This window comes from Martelella sp. HB161492 (assembly GCF_013184775.1).
Classification (GTDB): domain Bacteria; phylum Pseudomonadota; class Alphaproteobacteria; order Rhizobiales; family Rhizobiaceae; genus Martelella.
Window position 1 is genome coordinate 156,570 of sequence record NZ_JAATVV010000006.1, and the last position, 18,605, is coordinate 175,174.

The 18,605-nt window shown below is 61.0% G+C and carries 19 protein-coding genes; 14 read left to right on the plus strand and 5 right to left on the minus strand.

The genetic code is table 11. The annotated features are described in order from the left end of the window. Positions 1-4 precede the first annotated feature (4 nt). From HCK86_RS11675 to HCK86_RS11690, 4 genes are all read right to left on the minus strand, one after another. A complete protein-coding gene (locus HCK86_RS11675; RefSeq protein WP_176084649.1) occupies positions 5-1,180 on the minus strand; it encodes a M24 family metallopeptidase in 1,176 nt (391 codons plus the stop codon). Between the two features lie 26 nt (positions 1,181-1,206). Continuing rightward, on the minus strand, positions 1,207-2,151 hold the full coding sequence (locus tag HCK86_RS11680; RefSeq protein ID WP_176084650.1) for a D-2-hydroxyacid dehydrogenase: 945 nt from the start codon (positions 2,149-2,151) through the stop codon (positions 1,207-1,209). Positions 2,152-2,288: 137 nt separating this feature from the next. Further along, positions 2,289-3,281 (minus strand): TRAP transporter substrate-binding protein, encoded by a 993-nt coding sequence (locus HCK86_RS11685; RefSeq protein ID WP_176084651.1) that lies wholly within the window; start codon positions 3,279-3,281, stop codon positions 2,289-2,291. 214 nt (positions 3,282-3,495) lie between these two features. Further along, positions 3,496-4,260: an IclR family transcriptional regulator gene (locus tag HCK86_RS11690; RefSeq protein WP_176084652.1), complete on the minus strand. Its 765-nt coding sequence runs from the start codon at positions 4,258-4,260 to the stop codon at positions 3,496-3,498. A gap of 227 nt (positions 4,261-4,487) precedes the next feature. Between HCK86_RS11690 and HCK86_RS11695 the strand changes: the two genes are divergently transcribed. The 12 genes from HCK86_RS11695 to HCK86_RS11750 all read left to right on the plus strand — a co-directional run bounded on the left by HCK86_RS11695 (position 4,488) and on the right by HCK86_RS11750 (position 15,041). Continuing rightward, positions 4,488-5,324, plus strand: coding sequence for a cyclase family protein (locus tag HCK86_RS11695; protein ID WP_210259899.1), 837 nt, complete (start codon positions 4,488-4,490; stop codon positions 5,322-5,324). Between the two features lie 87 nt (positions 5,325-5,411). After that, a complete protein-coding gene (locus HCK86_RS11700; protein WP_176084653.1) occupies positions 5,412-5,759 on the plus strand; it encodes a cupin domain-containing protein in 348 nt (115 codons plus the stop codon). Beyond that, positions 5,759-6,544, plus strand: coding sequence for an SDR family NAD(P)-dependent oxidoreductase (locus HCK86_RS11705; protein ID WP_176084654.1), 786 nt, complete (start codon positions 5,759-5,761; stop codon positions 6,542-6,544). Before HCK86_RS11700 ends, HCK86_RS11705 begins: the two co-directional genes overlap by 1 nt. A 2-nt stretch (positions 6,545-6,546) precedes the next feature. Next, positions 6,547-7,494: a 3-hydroxyacyl-CoA dehydrogenase family protein gene (locus HCK86_RS11710; RefSeq protein ID WP_176084655.1), complete on the plus strand. Its 948-nt coding sequence runs from the start codon at positions 6,547-6,549 to the stop codon at positions 7,492-7,494. Positions 7,495-7,575: 81 nt separating this feature from the next. After that, a complete protein-coding gene (locus tag HCK86_RS11715; RefSeq protein ID WP_176084656.1) occupies positions 7,576-8,853 on the plus strand; it encodes an ABC transporter substrate-binding protein in 1,278 nt (425 codons plus the stop codon). A 55-nt stretch (positions 8,854-8,908) separates the two neighbouring features. Then, positions 8,909-9,637 (plus strand): ABC transporter ATP-binding protein, encoded by a 729-nt coding sequence (locus HCK86_RS11720; RefSeq protein WP_210259900.1) that lies wholly within the window; start codon positions 8,909-8,911, stop codon positions 9,635-9,637. Next, positions 9,630-10,334 carry an ABC transporter ATP-binding protein gene (locus tag HCK86_RS11725; RefSeq protein ID WP_176084658.1) on the plus strand — a complete coding sequence of 235 codons (705 nt, stop codon included), beginning with the start codon at positions 9,630-9,632 and terminating at the stop codon, positions 10,332-10,334. The genes HCK86_RS11720 and HCK86_RS11725 overlap by 8 nt, the downstream gene beginning before the upstream one ends. A 4-nt stretch (positions 10,335-10,338) precedes the next feature. After that, positions 10,339-11,205, plus strand: coding sequence for a branched-chain amino acid ABC transporter permease (locus tag HCK86_RS11730; RefSeq protein WP_176084659.1), 867 nt, complete (start codon positions 10,339-10,341; stop codon positions 11,203-11,205). Continuing rightward, entirely contained in the window at positions 11,202-12,230 is a 1,029-nt protein-coding gene (locus tag HCK86_RS11735) for a branched-chain amino acid ABC transporter permease (protein ID WP_176084660.1), read from the plus strand. The genes HCK86_RS11730 and HCK86_RS11735 overlap by 4 nt, the downstream gene beginning before the upstream one ends. Position 12,231: 1 nt before the next feature. Next, positions 12,232-13,161 (plus strand): 3-keto-5-aminohexanoate cleavage protein, encoded by a 930-nt coding sequence (locus HCK86_RS11740; RefSeq protein WP_176084661.1) that lies wholly within the window; start codon positions 12,232-12,234, stop codon positions 13,159-13,161. Positions 13,162-13,224: 63 nt separating this feature from the next. Then, positions 13,225-13,743 carry a TRAP transporter small permease gene (locus HCK86_RS11745; protein ID WP_176084662.1) on the plus strand — a complete coding sequence of 173 codons (519 nt, stop codon included), beginning with the start codon at positions 13,225-13,227 and terminating at the stop codon, positions 13,741-13,743. Further along, entirely contained in the window at positions 13,740-15,041 is a 1,302-nt protein-coding gene (locus HCK86_RS11750) for a TRAP transporter large permease (protein ID WP_176084663.1), read from the plus strand. Before HCK86_RS11745 ends, HCK86_RS11750 begins: the two co-directional genes overlap by 4 nt. 54 nt (positions 15,042-15,095) lie before the next feature. On the opposite strand, the gene HCK86_RS11755 is transcribed toward HCK86_RS11750, so the two are convergent. Further along, positions 15,096-15,953, minus strand: coding sequence for an AraC family transcriptional regulator (locus tag HCK86_RS11755; protein ID WP_176084664.1), 858 nt, complete (start codon positions 15,951-15,953; stop codon positions 15,096-15,098). 130 nt (positions 15,954-16,083) lie between these two features. On the opposite strand from HCK86_RS11755, the gene HCK86_RS11760 reads away from it, so the two are divergent. Then, positions 16,084-17,022 (plus strand): phytanoyl-CoA dioxygenase family protein, encoded by a 939-nt coding sequence (locus HCK86_RS11760; protein ID WP_176084665.1) that lies wholly within the window; start codon positions 16,084-16,086, stop codon positions 17,020-17,022. Positions 17,023-17,474: 452 nt separating this feature from the next. Beyond that, a complete protein-coding gene (locus HCK86_RS11765; RefSeq protein WP_281409601.1) occupies positions 17,475-18,599 on the plus strand; it encodes a PLP-dependent cysteine synthase family protein in 1,125 nt (374 codons plus the stop codon). Positions 18,600-18,605: the final 6 nt, after the last annotated feature.

The following is an 18,605-nucleotide window of genomic DNA, read 5'->3' on the forward strand; positions in this document are numbered from 1 at the left end:
CCCGTCAGTGGATTTCAAAGATTGTCTTTGCGGTCTTGTGCTCACAGGGCAGGGGGCCTGCCGGGCCGATCGTGTAATTGTCGCAGATCACGGCGAAGACCGTGCCGTCGTCATAGCCGGGATGAACCGCGAGCGTCATGTTTTCGGCAAGCACCATCGTCTCATCGGCACGGATCAGGGGCCGCTCCACCATGTCGCCGCCTTGTCCATGGGCATAAAGCCGGGTTTCTGGCGGTAGACCGCGCGCCAGCATGAAGCGGTCATGGGCAGCGGCGATCTCCGCCGCCGCCGCGCCCGGTTTCATCGCAGACAGCGTGGCCTGCTGCGCTTCCAGCACGGTATCGAAATGGCGTTTCAGCGGATCGGTCGCATGGCCGAGCACGATGGTGCGGGCGATTTCCGCATAGGCGCCGCCCGGACCGTTCACCTCGATCAGCATGGAAAAGTGATCGCCGGGTTCGATCACCCGGCCCTGAAGATGGCGCGGATTGAAGCGGGCGGCCTTTCCCTGCGGCGCCGAACCGCACAGCACGATGCCCTGATCGCTGCCAAGCGCCTGCGCCTTCGCCATGGCGGCACTGGCGACATCGATGTCGCGCATGCCGGGTCTGATGACCCCCAGCACATGGGCGAAGGTCTCGTCCTGCAGGCGGCAGGTCCGCCGGTAATTCTCGATTTCCTCGGCACTTTTTACGGCCTTCAGCCGGTCGAGAAGCGGGGTTGCGTCGATGATTTCGATGCCGTCAATCGCTTCGATGGCATGAAGCAGGGCGGCTGGCATCGCACCGGCCGTCACCAGGCCGATCCGGCGGCAGTCTTGAAGTTGCGTGGCAACAAGTTCGCCGTCGAGCCGGTTGGTCTGGGCAATGGCGGAGAAGGCCGGCGCCGTCAGCTGCAGTCCGACCCCACGGTGAATGGAATCGCGACCGGCAAATTCATTCCGGCCGCCGAAGGAGCCCATTTCGACCACGCTCATCGGCCGGTCGGCATAGAAGATTGCCGTGCGGTAATAGCCGTTGGTGGCCGGCATGTCGGTAAGCCAGCGCAAATGCCCGCCCAGCCAGTCATTGCTGCCGGTGGCGATGATGGCGTCAAGACCGAGCGCGCTCATCTCACCGCGCAGCAGATGAAAACGGCGGTCAAGCTCGGCATCGGAAACGGCATTCAGTCGCAGAGACATCGACTTTCCTTTCGTGAAACGGCGCTCTAGCCGCGGATGATCCTGTCGGTAATGCCCTTAAGGCCGAAAGCCTCAAATTCGGCGAGATGCTGCTTCACCAGCGGCAGGGCCTGTGCCGCATAGGTATCGCTCATGCCGCCAATATGCGGGGTGACGATCACATTGGGCAGGGCGCGGAACGGACTGTCGGCGGGAAGCGGCTCGACGGCAAAGACATCGAGACCGGCACCTGCAAGATGGCCGGATGCAAGATGGGAGAGAAGGGCGGCCTCATCCACACAGCCGCCGCGGGCGATGTTGATGAGATAGCTGCCGGGGCGCATGGCCGAAAGCACGGCATCATCAACGATGTGATGCGTCTTTGGCGAATAGGGCACGATGACCACCAGAAAATCAGCCTCCGCTGCCGCCTCGGCGCGGCGGGCACGCGGAAAGATCCGGGCGAAACCATCAACCGTCTGCCGCCCGTCGGAAATGCCGGTCACAGTCATGCCGAACGCATTGCAGCGCGCGGCCAGCGCTTCGCCAATCGCGCCAAGGCCGAGGATCGTCACCGTCTTTCCGCACAGAAGCGGCTGCGGCCAGCGCTGCCAGACACCGGCCCGGCTCTGCGCCATCATCTGCTCGAAGCGCCTGAGCAGGGACAGCATCATCAAAATGGCGAGCTCCGACATCTGCGGACCATGCATGCCATGGGTATTGGTAATGACGACGTCAGGGCCAAGGGCCGGAGCGGCAATGAGATTGTCGACACCGGTTGTCAATGCATGAACCCATTTCAGACGGGGCATACGGGTGAGAAGCGCGTCGCCGAGATAGGGCGCGAGGCCGATCAAGACCTCGCTTTCAAGTGCTGGTGCGCTGACACTGTCAGCCGTGTCCGCGCGATGAAAGGTAAAGCCGGGAAAGGCGCGGCCAAGCGCGTCGCAGTAGAATCCGGCATCGCGATCGATGACGAGAATGTCACGCATGGGCAGTTCCGCTCGGTATGTTGCCGTGACGGGGCCAGACCGCGTCAAGGACGGTGGCCACAGCGCGGCAATCTGATGGCATGGGGATGTGAGGTTCGAACGGGCCGGACGGTACACCCTGCTCGGCCCGCGAAATCTTACTTCACATAGGCATCATAGAAGGCCTGGGCCGGCTTGCCGGTATCGGCCACCGCCTTGATTCCCTCATCGATCATCGGGGTCAGCAGGTCCTTGAGCTTGCCGGCTTCGGCATCGGGCAAGGCGACGATGGAAACGCCATTGTCCTGAAGATAGCTCCGTCCGGCCGTTTCATGGGCGTCCCAGTCGGCGCCGAATTGCTGCGCCATGGCGGTCCCGGTCGTGTCCGTGATCAGCTTTTGCAGATCCGGCGACAGGGAATCGAACTTGGCCTGGTTCATCACCACCGCAAATGTGGCCGAGGCAATGCCGTTTTCCAGCGAATATTTCAGCGTCGGCGCCAGACCGAAGGCCATGGTCGCCTCAAAGGGGAAGGTCGCCGCATCGATGATGCCCTTGGACAGAGCGTCACTGGTTTCACCCGGCGAGACCGCCATTGGCACGGCGCCCAGCTTCTCAATCACATTTTGGAACACCTGTCCGGCATAGCGGATCCGCAGGCCCTTGAACGCATCAAGACCGGTGGGATCGACCTTGGCGAAGTTGAATTTCAACGGCGGTGTGACCGCCATCCAGAGGATTTTGGTCCCCTTATGCTCATCGGCCAGGTATTCCGGTGCCAGTTCTGTCAGGCGCGCGGAGGTCACCTCACTCGTCTCGCCTGCACTTGGATAGGTCAGCGGCAGACCGGCAAGCTCTGACAGCGGAAAGCGGCCGGGCGTGGCACTGTGCAGCACAACGGTAATATCGGCGACGCCGGTGCGCGCCATGTCGAACTGCCGCTCGACCGGGCCCAGCTGGCCGGCCGGATAGATCTGCAGCTTCAGCTCGCCATTGGATTTCTCCTCCAGCATCTTGCCCCATTTGTCCAGTTCGACATTGAAGGTGTGATTTGGCGGCAGATAGCTCGATACTTTCAGGACCGTCCCGGCAAATGACGGAGACGCCCATAACAGCGCGGCGACGAGCGCCCCGCGAACAGCAATTTTCATGATCTCCTCCCGAATTGGCCATATCCTCCATATGGCACCACAATACAATACATATGTACTGCAATACGGTCAACGCACTTTGCCCGCAGGCGAACGGCACTGCGCCGCCTAGTGCATCGTTCTTTTTGAAAATCGGAATCGATTTTCAAAAAGAACGATGCGTCGATTCAATAAGCTAGAGTGTCCTGGTGCGTCCAAAAGGACGCACGGCGCTCTAGCTGTCAAACGTGTCCTTGAGATCGGCGCCGATTTTGGTCAGCACCGCGCGCACCGCTTCCTTCTGCGTTTCAAATCGCGGCGTCGGAATGGGCACGGAAATGGCGTGAAGCGCGCCCTTCCAGTCGGCAAAGGCGATGCCTGCGGCGGAAATGCCGACCGTGTGTTCATCACTGTCGAAGGCGATGCCCTCGCGCCGGATCATTTCCAGCATGGCGGCAAATTCAGGCCAGGACCCGGCAATATCGCGCCGCTGCCATTCCTCCCGCACCAGCCGTTCGGCCATATCCTGCGGCATGCGGGCCAGCACCGCCCGGCCATTGGCCGTGTCGGTCAGCGTGAAGACATCGCCGATCGCCGAAACGGTGCGCAGCCTGTGCGTGCCGGGCAGCTGATCGAGAAAGATCATCGCATGGCCCTTGAGCACAGACAAATCGGCAGTCTCACCGATCTGGCGGACGATTTCGGCCAGATGCGGGCGGCAGATATCGACGACATTGAACTTGGCGGCCGCCGCCAGCGCGTTGATTTCCGGCCCGAGGCGGATCCCGCCGCTGCCGGTGGCAAAGACGAGCCGCTCATCCTGTAGCGCACCGACAATACGCTGTACCGTAGAACGGGCAAGACCGACGCGGTCGGCAATCTGCCCCAGCGACAGGCCGTTCGGGTCTTCGCGCAGCGCCCGAAGAATGGCAGCGGCGCGCGAAATCACCTGAATTCCGTTTTTCGCCAGCGCAGGCTCGGTTTTATTCGCCTTTTCCATAGGTCCGCTCCCATTCAGATCAGCTGATCAATGGCATGCCCCGCCTCCGAAGGCCAGCCAGACTGATCCACGATACGGTGCAAAACTGACAAAAAACAAATGTCTTGACCGCGATTCGATACACATGCATCATATCGTGGTAATAACCGTTCGCAAGTATTTTCATCGGATCGGAGGATCCGGGAGCGCTTGCGGTGAGGAGAAACGGAGCGCAGGAGGAGCGCATAATGGTCACCATCCGTGGCATCGAGTTTGAATCCAACACCGAAAATACGATGGGGCTTGAATTCTACAGCCTCAGCCATCGCTTCGGCTTCCAGAACCCCAACTGGCCCTATTTTCAGGACACCCAGATCGAGCGCATCCATTACATGGCCAAGTCCGGGGTGCTGTCGCAGCGCATCACCACGACCATGCATGCCACCACCCATATCGACGCTCCGGCGCATGTGGTGCAAGGCACGCCCTTCATTGACGAGGTGCCGCTGCCGCATTTCTTCGGAACCGGCCTCGTGGTCAGCCTGCCGAAGAAGAAATGGGAGCCGATCACCGGCGAGGATCTCGAAAAGGCCTGCGGCCACGCCATCCGCAAGGGTGATGTGCTGATCATCAATACCGGCTGGCACAAGCAATATGAGGATGGCGACTACTTCGCCTATTGCCCGGGTTTTGTCCCTTCTGCCGGTGAATGGATGGTGGAAAAGGGCATCAAGGTTGTCGGCCACGATACCCAGGCCAACGACCATCCGCTGGCCACCGCCATCGGCCCGCAGCGCAATGGTCCGCTGCTGCCGCATCTGGCCGAGGAATACAAGGAATGGTCCGGCGGCCGCGACTGGAAGGATGACTTCCCGGACTGGGAACCGGTTCACAACATCCTGTTCAGGAACGGTATTCTCGGCATTGAAAACGTCGGCGGCGATCTCGACGCGGTCACCGGCAAGCGCTGCACCTTCGCCTTTTTCCCCTGGAACTGGGATCGTGGCGATGGCTGCATCATCCGCCTCGTGGCGATGATCGACAAGGGACAGAACTATCGGATCGAGGCTGGCGAAGCCTTCTGATCGGTGCTGCGCCGCATGCTTGAGGCGGCGGCGGCGCGGACCATCCGACACAACATGCATATTGTATCTATCGACGGGAGGCGAGCGATGCATCTGAAGCGTTTTAGTGACGCAAAACCCTATGACGCGCCCAATCACCGGGGGGTGACCGGGCTGCGATTGCAGGGTTTTGAAGCGGGAGGACCGACCAATCAGTGGATCGGCCTCAGCCAGTTTCTGCCCGGCGGGGGCGCCGGTCCTGACGCAACCCCTTTCGAGAAAGTCTATGTGGTTCTCGATGGCGAGATGACCGTGATCATTGATGGCGCTGAAACGGTGCTTGGCCGCTATGACAGCTGCACCATCGCACCGGGAGAAGTCCGGGTGATCGAAAACCGCTCCAATCACGTCTGCACCATGCTGGTGGTGATCCCCTATCCGAAGGAGGTGGCGTGATGGACCCGCTTTCCATGTTTGCCGTAACCGGAAAAGTCGCGCTGATTACCGGCGCTTCGGGCGCTTTCGGCATGGTCGCCGCGCGCACGCTGGCGGCAGCCGGCTGCCGGCTGGTGCTGGCGGCGGGCAATGGCGCAGCACTGAAAGAGATCGCCGATGAATGCCGGGCCGCCGGCGCCGAGGTCATCGAGGTCAATAACAGGCCCGACACGCCAAAGGCCTGTGCAAGCCTAGTTGGCAGTGCCGTCGAAGCCTTCGGATCGCTTGATATTCTGGTGGTCGCTTCGGGCATGAACAAGGTCGCCAAGATCGAGGACATGGCGCCGGAGACCTTCCAGTCGGTCATGGATGCCAATGTCACCCAGAGCTGGCTTCTGGCTCGTGCCGCCACCACGCAGATGAAGGCGCAAGGGGCTGGCGGCAAGATCGTGCTGGTCAGTTCGGCCCGCGGTCTTCTCGGCCATCCGGCCGGCTACACCGCCTATTGCGCCTCCAAGGCTGCCGTTGACGGCATCACCAAGGCGCTCGGCTGCGAGCTTGGACCGACCGGAATTACCGTCAATGCCATTGCACCGACCGTGTTCCGCTCACCGCTGACCGCCTGGATGTTTGAGGATAGCGAAGCGGCAAAGACCGTGCGGACCGGTTTTCTGAGCCGCGTTCCGAAGGGCCGGCTCGGCGAGCCGGAAGATCTTGCCGGTCCGCTGCTGTTCCTCGCCTCAAAGGCCTCGGACTTCTATACGGGTCACATTCTTTATGCCGATGGCGGCTATACGGCAGGCTGATGATGGCAAAGCCCCAAACAATCGCGGTCATCGGTGCAGGCCTCATGGGCCACGGCATTGCGCTCACCATGGCGCGGGCCGGGCTTAAGGTCGCCATCACCGATCCGGTCGCGGCGGCCCGCGACGCCGTTCTTGCCCGTATTGGCGAAAGTCTTGCCCTGCTGGACGAGACGGAACCGGCGATTGCGGCGATCCTCGGCAGGATCAGCGTGTGCGAAGAGCTCGAAAGGGCGGTTGCGGAGGCCGATGTCGTGTTCGAGGCGGCGCCGGAAAAAATAGAACTCAAGCAGGCGATTTTCGCTGAAGTCGAGCGACATGCACGGCTGGATGCCATCCTGGCTTCCAACACCTCGGTCATGCCGATCACCGCGATCATGGGCAGGCTTGAAAACCGCAGCCGCGCACTCGGCACCCACTGGTGGAACCCGCCGCATGTGATCCCGCTGGTCGAGGTCATCAGAACCGAATGGACCGATGAAACGGTGGTCGAAACCATGATGACGCTGCTTGCTGATGCCGGCAAGACGCCGGTTCGGGTTGCCCGCGATGTGCCCGGCTTTATCGGCAACCGGCTGCAGCATGCGCTGTGGCGTGAGGCGATCAGCCTTGTCGAGCGGGGCATCTGCGATGCGGCATCCGTCGATACGGTGATCAAATCCTGTTTCGGCCGAAGGCTTTCGGTTCTGGGACCGCTGGAAAATGCCGATCTCGTCGGCATCGATCTGACGCTCGACATTCACAGCCAGGTTCTCGCGGATCTGGAAAGCCGCCCCGGTCCGTCGCCGCTTCTGACGGAGATGATTGCCGAGGGACGGCTGGGAATGAAATCGGGATCCGGCTTTTACGACTGGACGCCGGAGAAAGCGGCACGGCTGCGCGCAAGGGTGACAACCCATCTGCGCCGTCTTGAAGACATTCTGGAGGATGAGGAGATCCCGCCCCCGGCGTGAGGCCGGGCGCGGACACGGCGCCGGGCTGTGCGATTGCCGCCCGGCTGAAAAGACATTCTGGCATTGTTCTGGGAGGAAACCATGGCAAGAATTGTTACCAATAGACGCACATTCCTGAGCGGTGCTGCGACGCTGATCGCGGCACCCGCAATCCTGCGCCATACGCGCGCCTATGCATCCGAGCCGACGGTCAAGCTCGGCTTTGTCAGCCCGCGCACCGGGCCGCTGGCCGGCTTTGCCGAGGCGGATGACTATATTCTCGAAGGGGTGCGCCAGCGCCTTGAGGGTGGGATCGCAAACAATGGCAAGACCTATCAGGTCGAGATCATCGTCAAGGACAGCCAGTCCAATCCGAACCGGGCGGCCGAAGTCGCCTCGGATCTGATCCTTGACGATGAGGTCGATATTCTGCTGGCCGCCGCCACGCCGGATACGGTCAACCCCGTTGCCGATCAGGCCGAACTCAATCAGGTGCCCTGCATCACCACCAATTGCCCCTGGCAGCCCTATTATTTCGGCCGCGGCGGCACGCCGACACAGGGCTTTGAATATACCTATCATTTCTTCTGGGGGCTTGAGGACGTCATCAATGTCTTTCTGGCCATGTGGGGTGCTTCCGGTGTTGAAAAGACAGTCGGCGGCCTGTTTCCCAACGATGCCGATGGCAATGCCTGGGGCGATGCCAAGCTCGGCCTGCCACCGGCCTTGAGCGGCGCGGGCTACACACTTGTCGATCCCGGCCGCTACCAGCCCATGTCCAATGATTTCACCAACCAGATCAACCTGTTCAAACAGGCGGGCTGCGATATCGTCACCGGCAACATGATCCCGCCGGATTTCGGCACCTTCTGGAGCCAGGCGGCTCAGCAGGGGTTCGCCCCGAAGATCGTCACCATCGGCAAGGCGCTTTTGTTCCCCTCGGTGATCAACGGGCTCGGCGCCCGCGGCAACGGGCTCACCTGTGAGGTCTGGTGGTCGCCGTCCCATCCATTCACATCCTCGCTGACCGGTGAAAGTGCTGCCGATCTCGCCGATGGCTACACAAAGGCGACGGGGCGTGTCTGGACCCAGCCGATCGGCTATCAGCATGCGCTGTTCGAGGTGGTGGCCAATGTCATTGCCCGCGCTGCCGATCTCGATGATCCGATGGCGATCATCGACGCAACGGTCCAGACCAACCTGCCGACCATTGTCGGCCAGGTGAACTGGTCGGACGGGCCGGTCAGGAATGTCACCAAGACGCCGCTGGTCGGCGGACAGTGGCAGATGCAGCCTGACAAGAGCTTCGACCTCAAGATTGTCACCAATGCACCGGCGCCGGAAATTCCGGTGACGGGTACGCTTCAACTCCTGAACTGAAGGAGCGGCGGCCGCCTGGCGACTGAGGCGGCCGTGCTCCAAGCATGGAGAGATGATGACTGCCATTCTGGAACTTTCCAATGTGCAAAAGGCTTACGGCGCGATCGTCGTCGCCGATGATCAGAGCTGGGCGCTCGAAAAGGGTGAAGCGCTTGGCGTTATCGGTCCGAACGGCGCCGGAAAGACATCGATGTTCAATCTGGTGACCGGCACGATTGCAGCCGACAAGGGGCGGATCATGCTGGACGGTGAGGATATTTCCGGCTGGTCGGCGGCACGGCGCTGCCGCGCCGGGATCGCCCGTTCGTTTCAGGTGCCGCAACCCTTTGCCGCCATGACCATTTTCGAAAACACCTTTGTCGCCGCGACGCAGGGCGCAGGGCTCTCCGCCCATGCTGCCGAAACCCTGTGCCTCGATGTGCTTGCCCGCACCGGGCTGATCGCCAAGGCCAATGTGATTGCGGGCAGCCTGACACTGCTGGAGCGAAAGCGGCTGGAGCTTGCCCGCGCCATGTGTGCCCGGCCGCGCATATTGCTGCTCGATGAAATTGCCGGCGGGCTGACCGAACATGAATGTCATGCGCTGATCGAGACCATTCTCGGACTGCGCGAAACCGGGATTTCGATCGTCTGGATCGAGCATGTCGTCCATGCCCTGCTTGCGGTTGTCGACCGGCTGATGGTGATCGATTTCGGCCGCAAGATTGCTGAAGGGGAACCCCGGTCGGTGATGGCGAGCCAGGTTGTCAGGGAAATCTATCTCGGGATTGAAGCCGATGCCTGAAACACTGCTGACCATTTCCGGCCTCGATGCCTTCTACAATGATTTTCAGGCGCTCTACGGTGTCGATCTTGCCATCGGTGTCGGCGAGGTGGTCGCCATCATCGGCGCCAATGGCGCCGGCAAGACGACGCTGATGCGCGCCATTACCGGCTTTCTCAAAAGCCGTCCCGATGCTGTCACCTGGAAAGGTACGGCGATCGGCGCATTGAGGGTCGACCAGATCGCCGCCAGAGGCATCGCGCTGGTGCCGGAGGGGCGGCTGCTTTTCCCGTCCTTGAGCGTGGAGGAAAACCTCATCATCGGCGGCCAGCTCGGGCGCAGGGGACCGTGGAACCTGAAGCGGGTCTATGACCTGTTTCCCGTGCTTGAGGAGCGCCGTCTGGTACCCGCCACCGCCCTTTCCGGTGGCCAGCAGCAGATGGTGGCGATCGGCCGGGCGCTGATGGCCAATCCGGAGCTTCTGCTGCTCGACGAGATCAGCCTTGGCCTGGCGCCGGTCATCATCAAGGCGATCTATGACGCGCTGCCGTCGATCGTCGGCGAAGGGCTGACGGCGATGATTGTCGAGCAGGATATCGCCCGGGCGCTTTCGGTCTCGTCGCGGCTCTACTGCTTGCAGGAGGGCAGGGTATCGCTTGCAGGCCGTTCCGATGGCGTCACCCGCGCGGCCATCGCCAATGCCTATTTCGGGGTCTGATGCCATGCAGTTCTGGTTTGACGCAATCATTCAGGGCATTCTGCTTGGCGGGCTCTATGCGCTTTTTGCCGCCGGTCTGAGCCTGATTTTCGGCGTGATGCGGCTGGTCAATATTGCCCATGGCGACCTGATCGTGCTGGCCGCCTATCTGGCGCTTTCGACATGCGCCATGCTCGGCATCGGTCCCTTGACCTCCCTTGTCGTCGTCGTGCCGATGATGGCGCTGATCGGCTATCTGCTGCAGCGCCTGCTGCTCAACCGCACGATGGGCGGCGATATATTGCCGCCGCTTCTGGTGACCTTCGGCCTGTCGGTGATCATCCAGAACGCTCTGCTGATGGCCTATTCCGCCGATCCGCAGAAGCTCAATGGCGGCGCGATCGAGACCGCCAGCCTGACCATGGGGCAGACAGCCATCGGCGTCATGCCGCTGATCGTCTTCGCCACGGCGGTGGCGATCGTCGGCGCCTTGCAATGGATGTTCTATCACACCGGCCTTGGCCGCGCCTTTCGCGCCACCTCCGACCGGCAGGATATTGCCCAGCTGATGGGGCTGAACCGCGCCCATATCTTCGGCCTTGCCATGGCGCTCAGCCTTGCGGTCACGGCGGTTGCCGGGGTGTTTCTCGGCATGCGCACTGCCTTCGATCCGTCAATCGGCGGCTCGCGGCTGATCTTCGGCTTTGAGGCAGTGATCATCGGCGGGCTCGGCAATCTCTGGGGCACGCTGGCAGGCGGCGTCATTCTCGGTGTTGCCCAGACGCTGGGGGCCAGGATCGATCCCGGTTTTCAGACCCAGGCCGGCCATCTGGTCTTCCTGATCATCCTGGCGGTCAGGCCGCGCGGACTTTTCCCGAGGATCGACGAATGACACATTCCCCCCTGCACGTTTCCCGCATGACAAGGCTTTCCGTCATATCGATGGTGGTGCTCCTGCTGGTGCTCGTGGTTCTGGCCGCAGCCCCGGCCTGGGCCGGACGGGCTGATATGCGGCTCTACGGCGAGATCTTTCTCTATATCGCCCTGGCCTCGCTGTGGAACCTGCTTGCCGGCTATGCCGGGCTGGTCTCGGTCGGCCAGCAGGCCTATGTCGGGGCGGGCGGCTATATCTTCTTCGCGCTCACCATCCTGTCAGGCATCAATCCGCTTGCAGCCCTTGCGCTTTCGCCGCTTATCGGCGCGATCATCGCCGCACCCGTCGCACTGCTGATCTTCCGGCTGCGCGGGGCCTATTTCGCCATCGGCACCTGGGTCGTGGCGGAGGTGTTCCGCCTGCAGGCGGCGCAGACCACGGCACTTGGCGGCGGTTCCGGCATTTCGCTGCCGGTCATCATTGTCAAATCACTGGCCGACGGACGGGCGGCGCGCGAAGCCCTGACCTACTGGCTGGCGCTCGGCATTGCGGTTTTCGTCACCGGTGCGGTGTTCTTCTTCCTGCGTTCGCGTCGCGGGGTGGCGCTGATGGCGATCCGCGACAATGAGCTTGCCGCCCGCTCGCTCGGCATCGATATCTGGCGCACCAAATTTCTCGTCTACATCGTCACCGGTGGCCTCACCACGCTGGTGGGGGCGCTGATCTTCCTGCAGAAGCTCAGGATCTCGCCGGATGCTGCCTTTTCCGCCAATGACTGGACCGCCTTCGTCATCTTCATCGTCGTGATCGGCGGGATCGGAACTGTGGAAGGGCCGATCATCGGCACGCTCGTCTATTTCGCGCTGCGCGAAACGCTCGCCGATCTCGGCACCATCTATCTCGTCGCGCTCGGCGCCGTCGCCATCATCACCATGCTGAAGGCCCCGAATGGGTTGTGGGGCCTGATCCGCGGCCGGCATGGCGCCGAGCTTTTCCCCTTAAGCCGCCGCGTCCGCGGCCTTGACCAGAAACAGGGAGCCTGACATGGCAAAACAGAAGACGATCATCACCTGCGCCATTACCGGTGCGATCCACACCCCGACCATGGCGGATGCGCTGCCTTTCACAGCAGAGGATATTGCCGGTCAGGCGATTGCCGCCGCCGAGGCCGGTGCCTCCATCCTGCATCTGCATGCAAGGCGGCCCGAAGATGGCGGCGTATCGATCGATCCCAAACATTTTTCCGCCTTCCTGCCGCGTATCAAGCAGGCGACGGATGCGGTGATCAACATTTCCACCGGCGGCAGCCTGCATAATACGATTGACGAACGCATTGCCCCGGCGCTGACCTTCTCGCCGGAAATGTGCTCGATGAATATGGGCTCGATCAACTTCTCCTTCCATCCCCTTGCCAAACGCTATGACAGTTTCAAATTCGAGTGGGAGAAGGATTATATCGCCAATTCCGACAGCTATATCTTCCGCAACACCTTCGCCGATATCACCAATGCGGCGAAGCAGCTGGCGCCGCATGGCATCAAGTTCGAGCATGAATGCTATGATGTCGGCCATCTCTACAATCTGAAATTCTGCATGGATATCGGCCTGTTCAAGGCGCCGATCTTCATCCAGTTCATTTTCGGCATCCTCGGCGGCATCGGTCCGGATATCGACAATCTGATCTTCATGAAGCGGACCGCCGACCGGTTGTTCGGCAAGGATTATCACTGGTCGGTGCTGGGGGCCGGCGGCGCACAGATGCCCTTTGCCGCCACCGCCAGCCAGATGGGCGGCAATGTCCGCGTCGGGCTGGAGGACAGCCTGTTCATTTCCCGCGGAAAGCTGGCGTCAAACAATGCCGAACAGGTTGCAAAGATCCGCCGGATCGTTGAGGAATTGGGGTGCGAGGTTGCAACGCCGGAGGAGGCGCGGGCCATTCTCGACCTCAAGGGCGGCGACAAGGTCGCTTTCTGAGACAGACGCCGGAACGTCACGCCGCAATATCCTTTGAATGCCGGATGGGAGGTCCGCAGGAGAATGGAAATACGGATTTTACGCATTCTGGACAGGTTGTTCGACCTGTTCTTTCTGGTGGCGATGGCCGCCCTTGCCGCGATCATGCTTTCCGTCGTGGCCGATGTCTTCATGCGCTACTGCTTCAATGCGCCGATCCGCGGTGTCTATGATCTCGTCCAGATCCTGCTGCCGGTGATGGTGTTTTTCGGCCTGCCATCGGTGATCAACAGCCGCAGCGAGATCGTCATCGACCTGATTGACGGGTTTGTCTCAAAACCTGTCCAGCGCATCCTGATCGCCATTGCCGCTGGCCTCGCGCTCGCAATGATTGCCTTCATGCTCTGGACCATGTGGGTGCCGATGCTGGAGGCCCATCTCTATGGCGACATCAAGCCTGAACTGCATTTCCCCGTCTTCATCGTCTGGGTCATGACTTATATCGGCATGGGGGCTGCGCTTCTGGCCGCCGCCAAGATCGTCTACGAGACCCTGTTTGCCGATCGGCTGCAGGACGGCGACAGGGGAGTGCAGGCCAAATGAGCGCTCCAGCCATCGGACTTTGCCTGATCGCATTGCTGTTCTTCCAGCTCTTTGCCCGCGTGCCGATCTGGATCGCGCTCGGCATTTGCGGCATTGTCGGCAACACCGCTCTCAACGGGCTTTCCGTCACCCAGACGGTGACCGGCACAACCGCCTTTGATACGGCCAGCAATTACGGCCTGTCGGTCATTCCGCTGTTCGTGCTGATGGGCGATGTCGCCTCGGGCTCCAGACTGTCGGCCGAGCTGTTCAGGGCCGCGCGCGTCATCCTGTCGGGCATGCGCGGCGGGCTCTCCATCGCCACCATCGCCGCATCGGGCGCTTTCGGCGCGGTCTGCGGCTCATCCGTGGCAACCGCTGCGACTATGACACGGATCGCCATTCCGGAAATGCGCCGGGCCGATTATCAGGACGGCTTTGCCGCCGCCTCCGTTGCCGCTGGCGGCAGTCTCGGCATTCTGATCCCGCCCTCGATCATCCTCGTCATCTATGGTGCGATCGCCGAACAATCGGTGCAGCGGCTGTTTGCCGCCGCCTTCATTCCCGGTCTGGTGCTGCTGGCGCTTTACATGATCATCGCGCTGTGGATTGCCCGGCGCGATCCGGCAAAGGCGCCCGCCGATCCGCCCGCCAGCCTGATGGAACGGCTGCGGGCGTTGAGCGAGCCCTGGCAGTTCATCGTGCTGTTCGTCGTCACCATCGGCGGCATCTATGCCGGTGTCTTCAGCCCGAACGAGGCGGCGGCGATCGGGGCATTCGGCGCCATCATGCTCGGCTTTATCGGCCGCCGCCTGAGTTTCGACCGGCTGTTGCACTGTTTCAAAACCAGCGTCACCACCAGCTGCGTGCTGTTCATGATCATCATCGGCGCCAATCTGTTTTCCAATTTCGTCGTCCAGACCCAATTGCCGAACCTGCTGCTCTCCGCTGCCCACGCGGCCGGCATGCCGCCGCTGGCGGTGATGATCTCGATCGTCATCATCTATATCGTGCTGGGCTGCTTTCTCGAAGGCATCGGCATGGTGCTGATTACGGTTCCGGTGTTCCTGCCGGTGGTGGTCGGCTATGGTTATAGTCCGCTCTGGTTCGCCATCATTGTCGTGATCGTCGTCGAGCTTGGTCTGATCCATCCCCCCGTCGGCATGAACCTGTTCGTCATCCAGGCGCAATTGCCCGATGTCGGGATCCAGCAGCTTTACAAGGGCATTCTGCCCTTCCTGATCGCACCCTTCGCGCTGATCATTCTGCTGTTCCTGTTTCCCCAGATCGCACTCTGGCTACCCTCGATACTCTATTGAGGCGGGTCGCAGAACGGCGTTGACGCGCGTGCAGTGCGCCCGTGGTGACGTTCTCTACCGGTGCTGAAACGACGCCCGGTAATCACGGGGCGTCATTCCGCGCAGGCGCAGGAACTGACGGTTGAAGTTGGCAAGCGAATTGTAGCCGACATCGGCGGCAATATGCCTGATTGGCTGGGTGGTGCGGGAGAGCCGGGCGCAGGCTTCACCGACCCGCAAACCGATGAGATAATCGGAGATGCTGAGCTGCGTATGTTTCTTGAACATCCGGTGCAGTCCGGATTCGCTGAGCGCTGCGATCTCAGCGATCTGCCCGATGCGCATGGGCTTGTGGTAGTGGTGATAAAGATAGATGAGCACGCGATCAATGCGCGCATGGTCACCTTCGATGCCCTGCGGCACGACGGTCGAAAGCGGCTGACCACTCTTGTCTTCCGAAAGCGTCGTCAGGATATTCAAAAGTCCGGTCAGCCGCCTTGCCGGTGGGAGGGAAAACATTGCTTCGAAGTCCGCCGCCAGCAAGCGGCCCAGCTGAGCGTCAAAGGCCAGCCCGGTGGCGGCGCTGCGGATCAGGCGTCTGACCGGCGCCAGTTCCACCGCGCCCTTAGCCAACCCCTCGATCCATTCCTTCCTGAACCAGAAAACCAGCGCCACATGCGGCTGCAGCGGATCGCGCTTGTCACGCGAGGCCCATGTATGCGGCAGATTGGGACCGATCAGGACGAGATCGCCATGATCATAGTCGGCGACATGGTTGCCCACAAATCGCTGGCCGCGGGAATTGAGCGTCAGCGTCAGTTCGAACTCGGGATGGTGATGCCACTCGAACGGAATAGTATCGTTGAGACGTCGGTTGAGCATCCTCCAGGAGGAGTCCGGCGCCGGCGGCAGATGTTCGAAAAGTGACCTCATTCCGCGTCCTCTCTGGATTTTACGCCAGAATAGTATCAGTTCTGTGCGTCTGCGGACAACACGCCTTTCCGGAATAACGTAGCTTTCTCTCATCGCCTGATGCTCAGTGAGACCATGATAGGAAGACGATATGCAAGCGAGAGCAACCAACACGCGCAACAGCCATCCGACCACCGCCGCGACAACGCAGCTCAAGGACCTCAAGAAGACAATGCCGCTGCGCGTTCTGTCGGAGGCAGACTGGGAGCACTGGACGACGAAGGGCTACGTCATTGTCCGGCAGGCGGTGCCTGCGGCCAATGTGGAGCGACTTGTCGATCTCCTCTGGACGTTTGATGAAAAGAACCCGAACGATCCCTCCACCTGGTATGCGCCACAGCGGCGCGAGCACAAGATGCAGGAACTCAACAATACCGGGATGCTGGAAATCTACAATCATCAGTATCTCTGGGATAACCGCATGGAGCAGCGCCTCTATGACGCCTTTGTCGACATCTGGGACCGGGAGGATCTGTGGGTCACCATCGACCGCGCCAACCTCAACCCGCCGAAGAAGGTGAAGGGCAATCCCAACGGTTTCATCCACTGGGATGTGGACACCTCGATCCGGCCATTGCCGATCGGCGTGCAGGGCGTTCTCAGCCTGCAGAAGCAGGATGGCGATGTCGGCGGCTTCCAGTGCGTGCCCTATCTCTTCGAGCATTTCGATGATTGGGTGAAGACCCAGCCGGAAGACCGCGACCCCATGCATCCTGACATGACCGGCATGTCCGTCGTCAACATCGACATGGAACCCGGCGATCTGATGATCTTCAACGCGCTGCTGGCGCACGGCGTTCGCCCCAACCATTCCGACAACCGGGTGCGGATGGCGCAATATGTCTCCATGCATCCGGCGGCATTTGACGACGAGGCGGAGCGGCAGGAGCGGATCCGGCTCTGGACGGAACGCGATCACCCGCAGCGCGATGCCTTTCCCGGCGATCCACGCGAATGGGAAAGGCACAATGGCGAGACGGCCAGGCTGACGCCGCTCGGTGAAAAGCTGCTCGGCCTGAGCCGCTGGTAAATGTCGCCCATGGCGCCGCAGAACATGCGGCGCCGGCCCCGGTCTGCCGAAACCGATCATCACCTAAAAGCCCGCCGACAATCTCCAGAAACAGCGCGTTGGTGAGCCCCATCCACGACAACCAGCCTGAAAACGGCGTCTGCAAGCTGCCGGACCGGCTCGGACCGGTCGGGGACGCAATGATGTTGCTGTGATGAAATATCCCACTTTTACGCTGGAGCGCAGTGCATCCTTTTGGACGCAGAATGAGGCGCTATCTTATTGAATCTACGCATCGTTCTTTTCGAAAATCGATTCCGATTTTCGAGCCGATGCGCTAGAATAGGCAAAGATAGAATCCGTGCCTGTGTTATGCATCGAAGATCGCCCCGAGCCATTCCCGGGGTGTTTGATGCGGACGCAGGTGGCGGCGCAGGGCCCGTGCGCAAAATTCAAGGTGAAGGAATGATGAAATGACCATGCCCTCGAACGATATCCTGTCTCTTGATCTGCCCGACTGCGCGGAGCGCAGCTGGGCACGCCAGGCGATCGGGCTTTTGCAGGGGGATGCAAGGCGCTCGGCCGATACGCATCTGATCAAGCCCGTGTTTCCGGGGCTTCAGGACATTTCCATCTATCTCAAGGACGAGAGCACGCATCCGACCGGCAGCCTGAAGCACAGGCTTGCGCGCTCGCTCATTCTCTACGGCATCTGCAACGGCTATATTCTTCAAGGTACGACGCTGGTCGAGGCATCATCGGGTTCGACAGCCGTTTCGGAGGCCTATTTCGCCAGGATTCTCGGTCTGCCCTTCATCGCGGTCATGCCGAAGACGACGTCGCCGCAGAAGATCGAAGCCATCAAACGTTTCGGCGGTCGCTGCCATTTCGTCGATCGCTCCGATCAGGTCTACCAGGCGGCGCAGCAGATCGCCGACGAAACCCACGGCCATTACCTAGACCAGTTTACCAATGCCGAACGGGCGACGGACTGGCGCGGCAACAACAATGTGGCCGAAAGCATTTTTGCCCAGATGGAGAAAGAGCCGGACCCGACCCCCGAATGGGTGGTCATGAGTGCGGGTACGGGCGGAACATCGGCGACGATCGGGCGCTATATCCGTTACCGCAGTCTCTCCACGCGACTATGCGTTGCCGATGTCGAAAATTCGGTGTTTTTCGACAGCTACAGGAGCGGGGACCGGACACTGGTCAGCGACAAGGGATCCCGGATCGAGGGCATTGGCCGCCCGCGGGTCGAGCCTTCATTCCTGCCCACGGTCATCGATCACATGATGCGTATTCCCGACGCGGCATCGCTGGCCGCAATGTATGTGCTCTCCGATCGGATTTTCCGTCAGGTCGGCGGCTCAACCGGCACCAACTTCTATTGCCTGTGCGAGATTGCCGCCCAGATGAAGCGGGAAAAGCGCAAGGGCTCGCTGGTGACGCTGATTTGCGACAGCGGTGCGCGTTATCATGACACCTACTATAATGCCGACTGGCTGAAGGAAAAGGGGTTCCAGCTGCAGCCCTATATCGACCAGCTCAACCGTTTCCTCGATACCGGTACGTTTCAGACTTCTTTGACGCAATAGCGGTCA

Excerpts from the sequence above, each read along its gene's own strand:
- HCK86_RS11700 (WP_176084653.1), top strand. The coding sequence starts at position 5,412 with ATGCATCTGAAGCGTTTTAGTGACGCAAAACCCTATGACGCGCCCAAT.
- HCK86_RS11745 (WP_176084662.1), top strand. The coding sequence starts at position 13,225 with ATGGAAATACGGATTTTACGCATTCTGGACAGGTTGTTCGACCTGTTC.
- HCK86_RS11715 (WP_176084656.1), top strand. The coding sequence starts at position 7,576 with ATGGCAAGAATTGTTACCAATAGACGCACATTCCTGAGCGGTGCTGCG.
- HCK86_RS11720 (WP_210259900.1), top strand. The coding sequence starts at position 8,909 with ATGACTGCCATTCTGGAACTTTCCAATGTGCAAAAGGCTTACGGCGCG.
- HCK86_RS11725 (WP_176084658.1), top strand. The coding sequence starts at position 9,630 with ATGCCTGAAACACTGCTGACCATTTCCGGCCTCGATGCCTTCTACAAT.
- HCK86_RS11705 (WP_176084654.1), top strand. The coding sequence starts at position 5,759 with ATGGACCCGCTTTCCATGTTTGCCGTAACCGGAAAAGTCGCGCTGATT.
- HCK86_RS11690 (WP_176084652.1), bottom strand. The coding sequence starts at position 4,260 with ATGGAAAAGGCGAATAAAACCGAGCCTGCGCTGGCGAAAAACGGAATT.
- HCK86_RS11675 (WP_176084649.1), bottom strand. The coding sequence starts at position 1,180 with ATGTCTCTGCGACTGAATGCCGTTTCCGATGCCGAGCTTGACCGCCGT.
- HCK86_RS11695 (WP_210259899.1), top strand. The coding sequence starts at position 4,488 with ATGGTCACCATCCGTGGCATCGAGTTTGAATCCAACACCGAAAATACG.
- HCK86_RS11685 (WP_176084651.1), bottom strand. The coding sequence starts at position 3,281 with ATGAAAATTGCTGTTCGCGGGGCGCTCGTCGCCGCGCTGTTATGGGCG.
- HCK86_RS11740 (WP_176084661.1), top strand. The coding sequence starts at position 12,232 with ATGGCAAAACAGAAGACGATCATCACCTGCGCCATTACCGGTGCGATC.
- HCK86_RS11760 (WP_176084665.1), top strand. The coding sequence starts at position 16,084 with ATGCAAGCGAGAGCAACCAACACGCGCAACAGCCATCCGACCACCGCC.
- HCK86_RS11730 (WP_176084659.1), top strand. The coding sequence starts at position 10,339 with ATGCAGTTCTGGTTTGACGCAATCATTCAGGGCATTCTGCTTGGCGGG.
- HCK86_RS11750 (WP_176084663.1), top strand. The coding sequence starts at position 13,740 with ATGAGCGCTCCAGCCATCGGACTTTGCCTGATCGCATTGCTGTTCTTC.
- HCK86_RS11710 (WP_176084655.1), top strand. The coding sequence starts at position 6,547 with ATGGCAAAGCCCCAAACAATCGCGGTCATCGGTGCAGGCCTCATGGGC.
- HCK86_RS11765 (WP_281409601.1), top strand. The coding sequence starts at position 17,475 with ATGACCATGCCCTCGAACGATATCCTGTCTCTTGATCTGCCCGACTGC.
- HCK86_RS11735 (WP_176084660.1), top strand. The coding sequence starts at position 11,202 with ATGACACATTCCCCCCTGCACGTTTCCCGCATGACAAGGCTTTCCGTC.
- HCK86_RS11755 (WP_176084664.1), bottom strand. The coding sequence starts at position 15,953 with ATGAGGTCACTTTTCGAACATCTGCCGCCGGCGCCGGACTCCTCCTGG.
- HCK86_RS11680 (WP_176084650.1), bottom strand. The coding sequence starts at position 2,151 with ATGCGTGACATTCTCGTCATCGATCGCGATGCCGGATTCTACTGCGAC.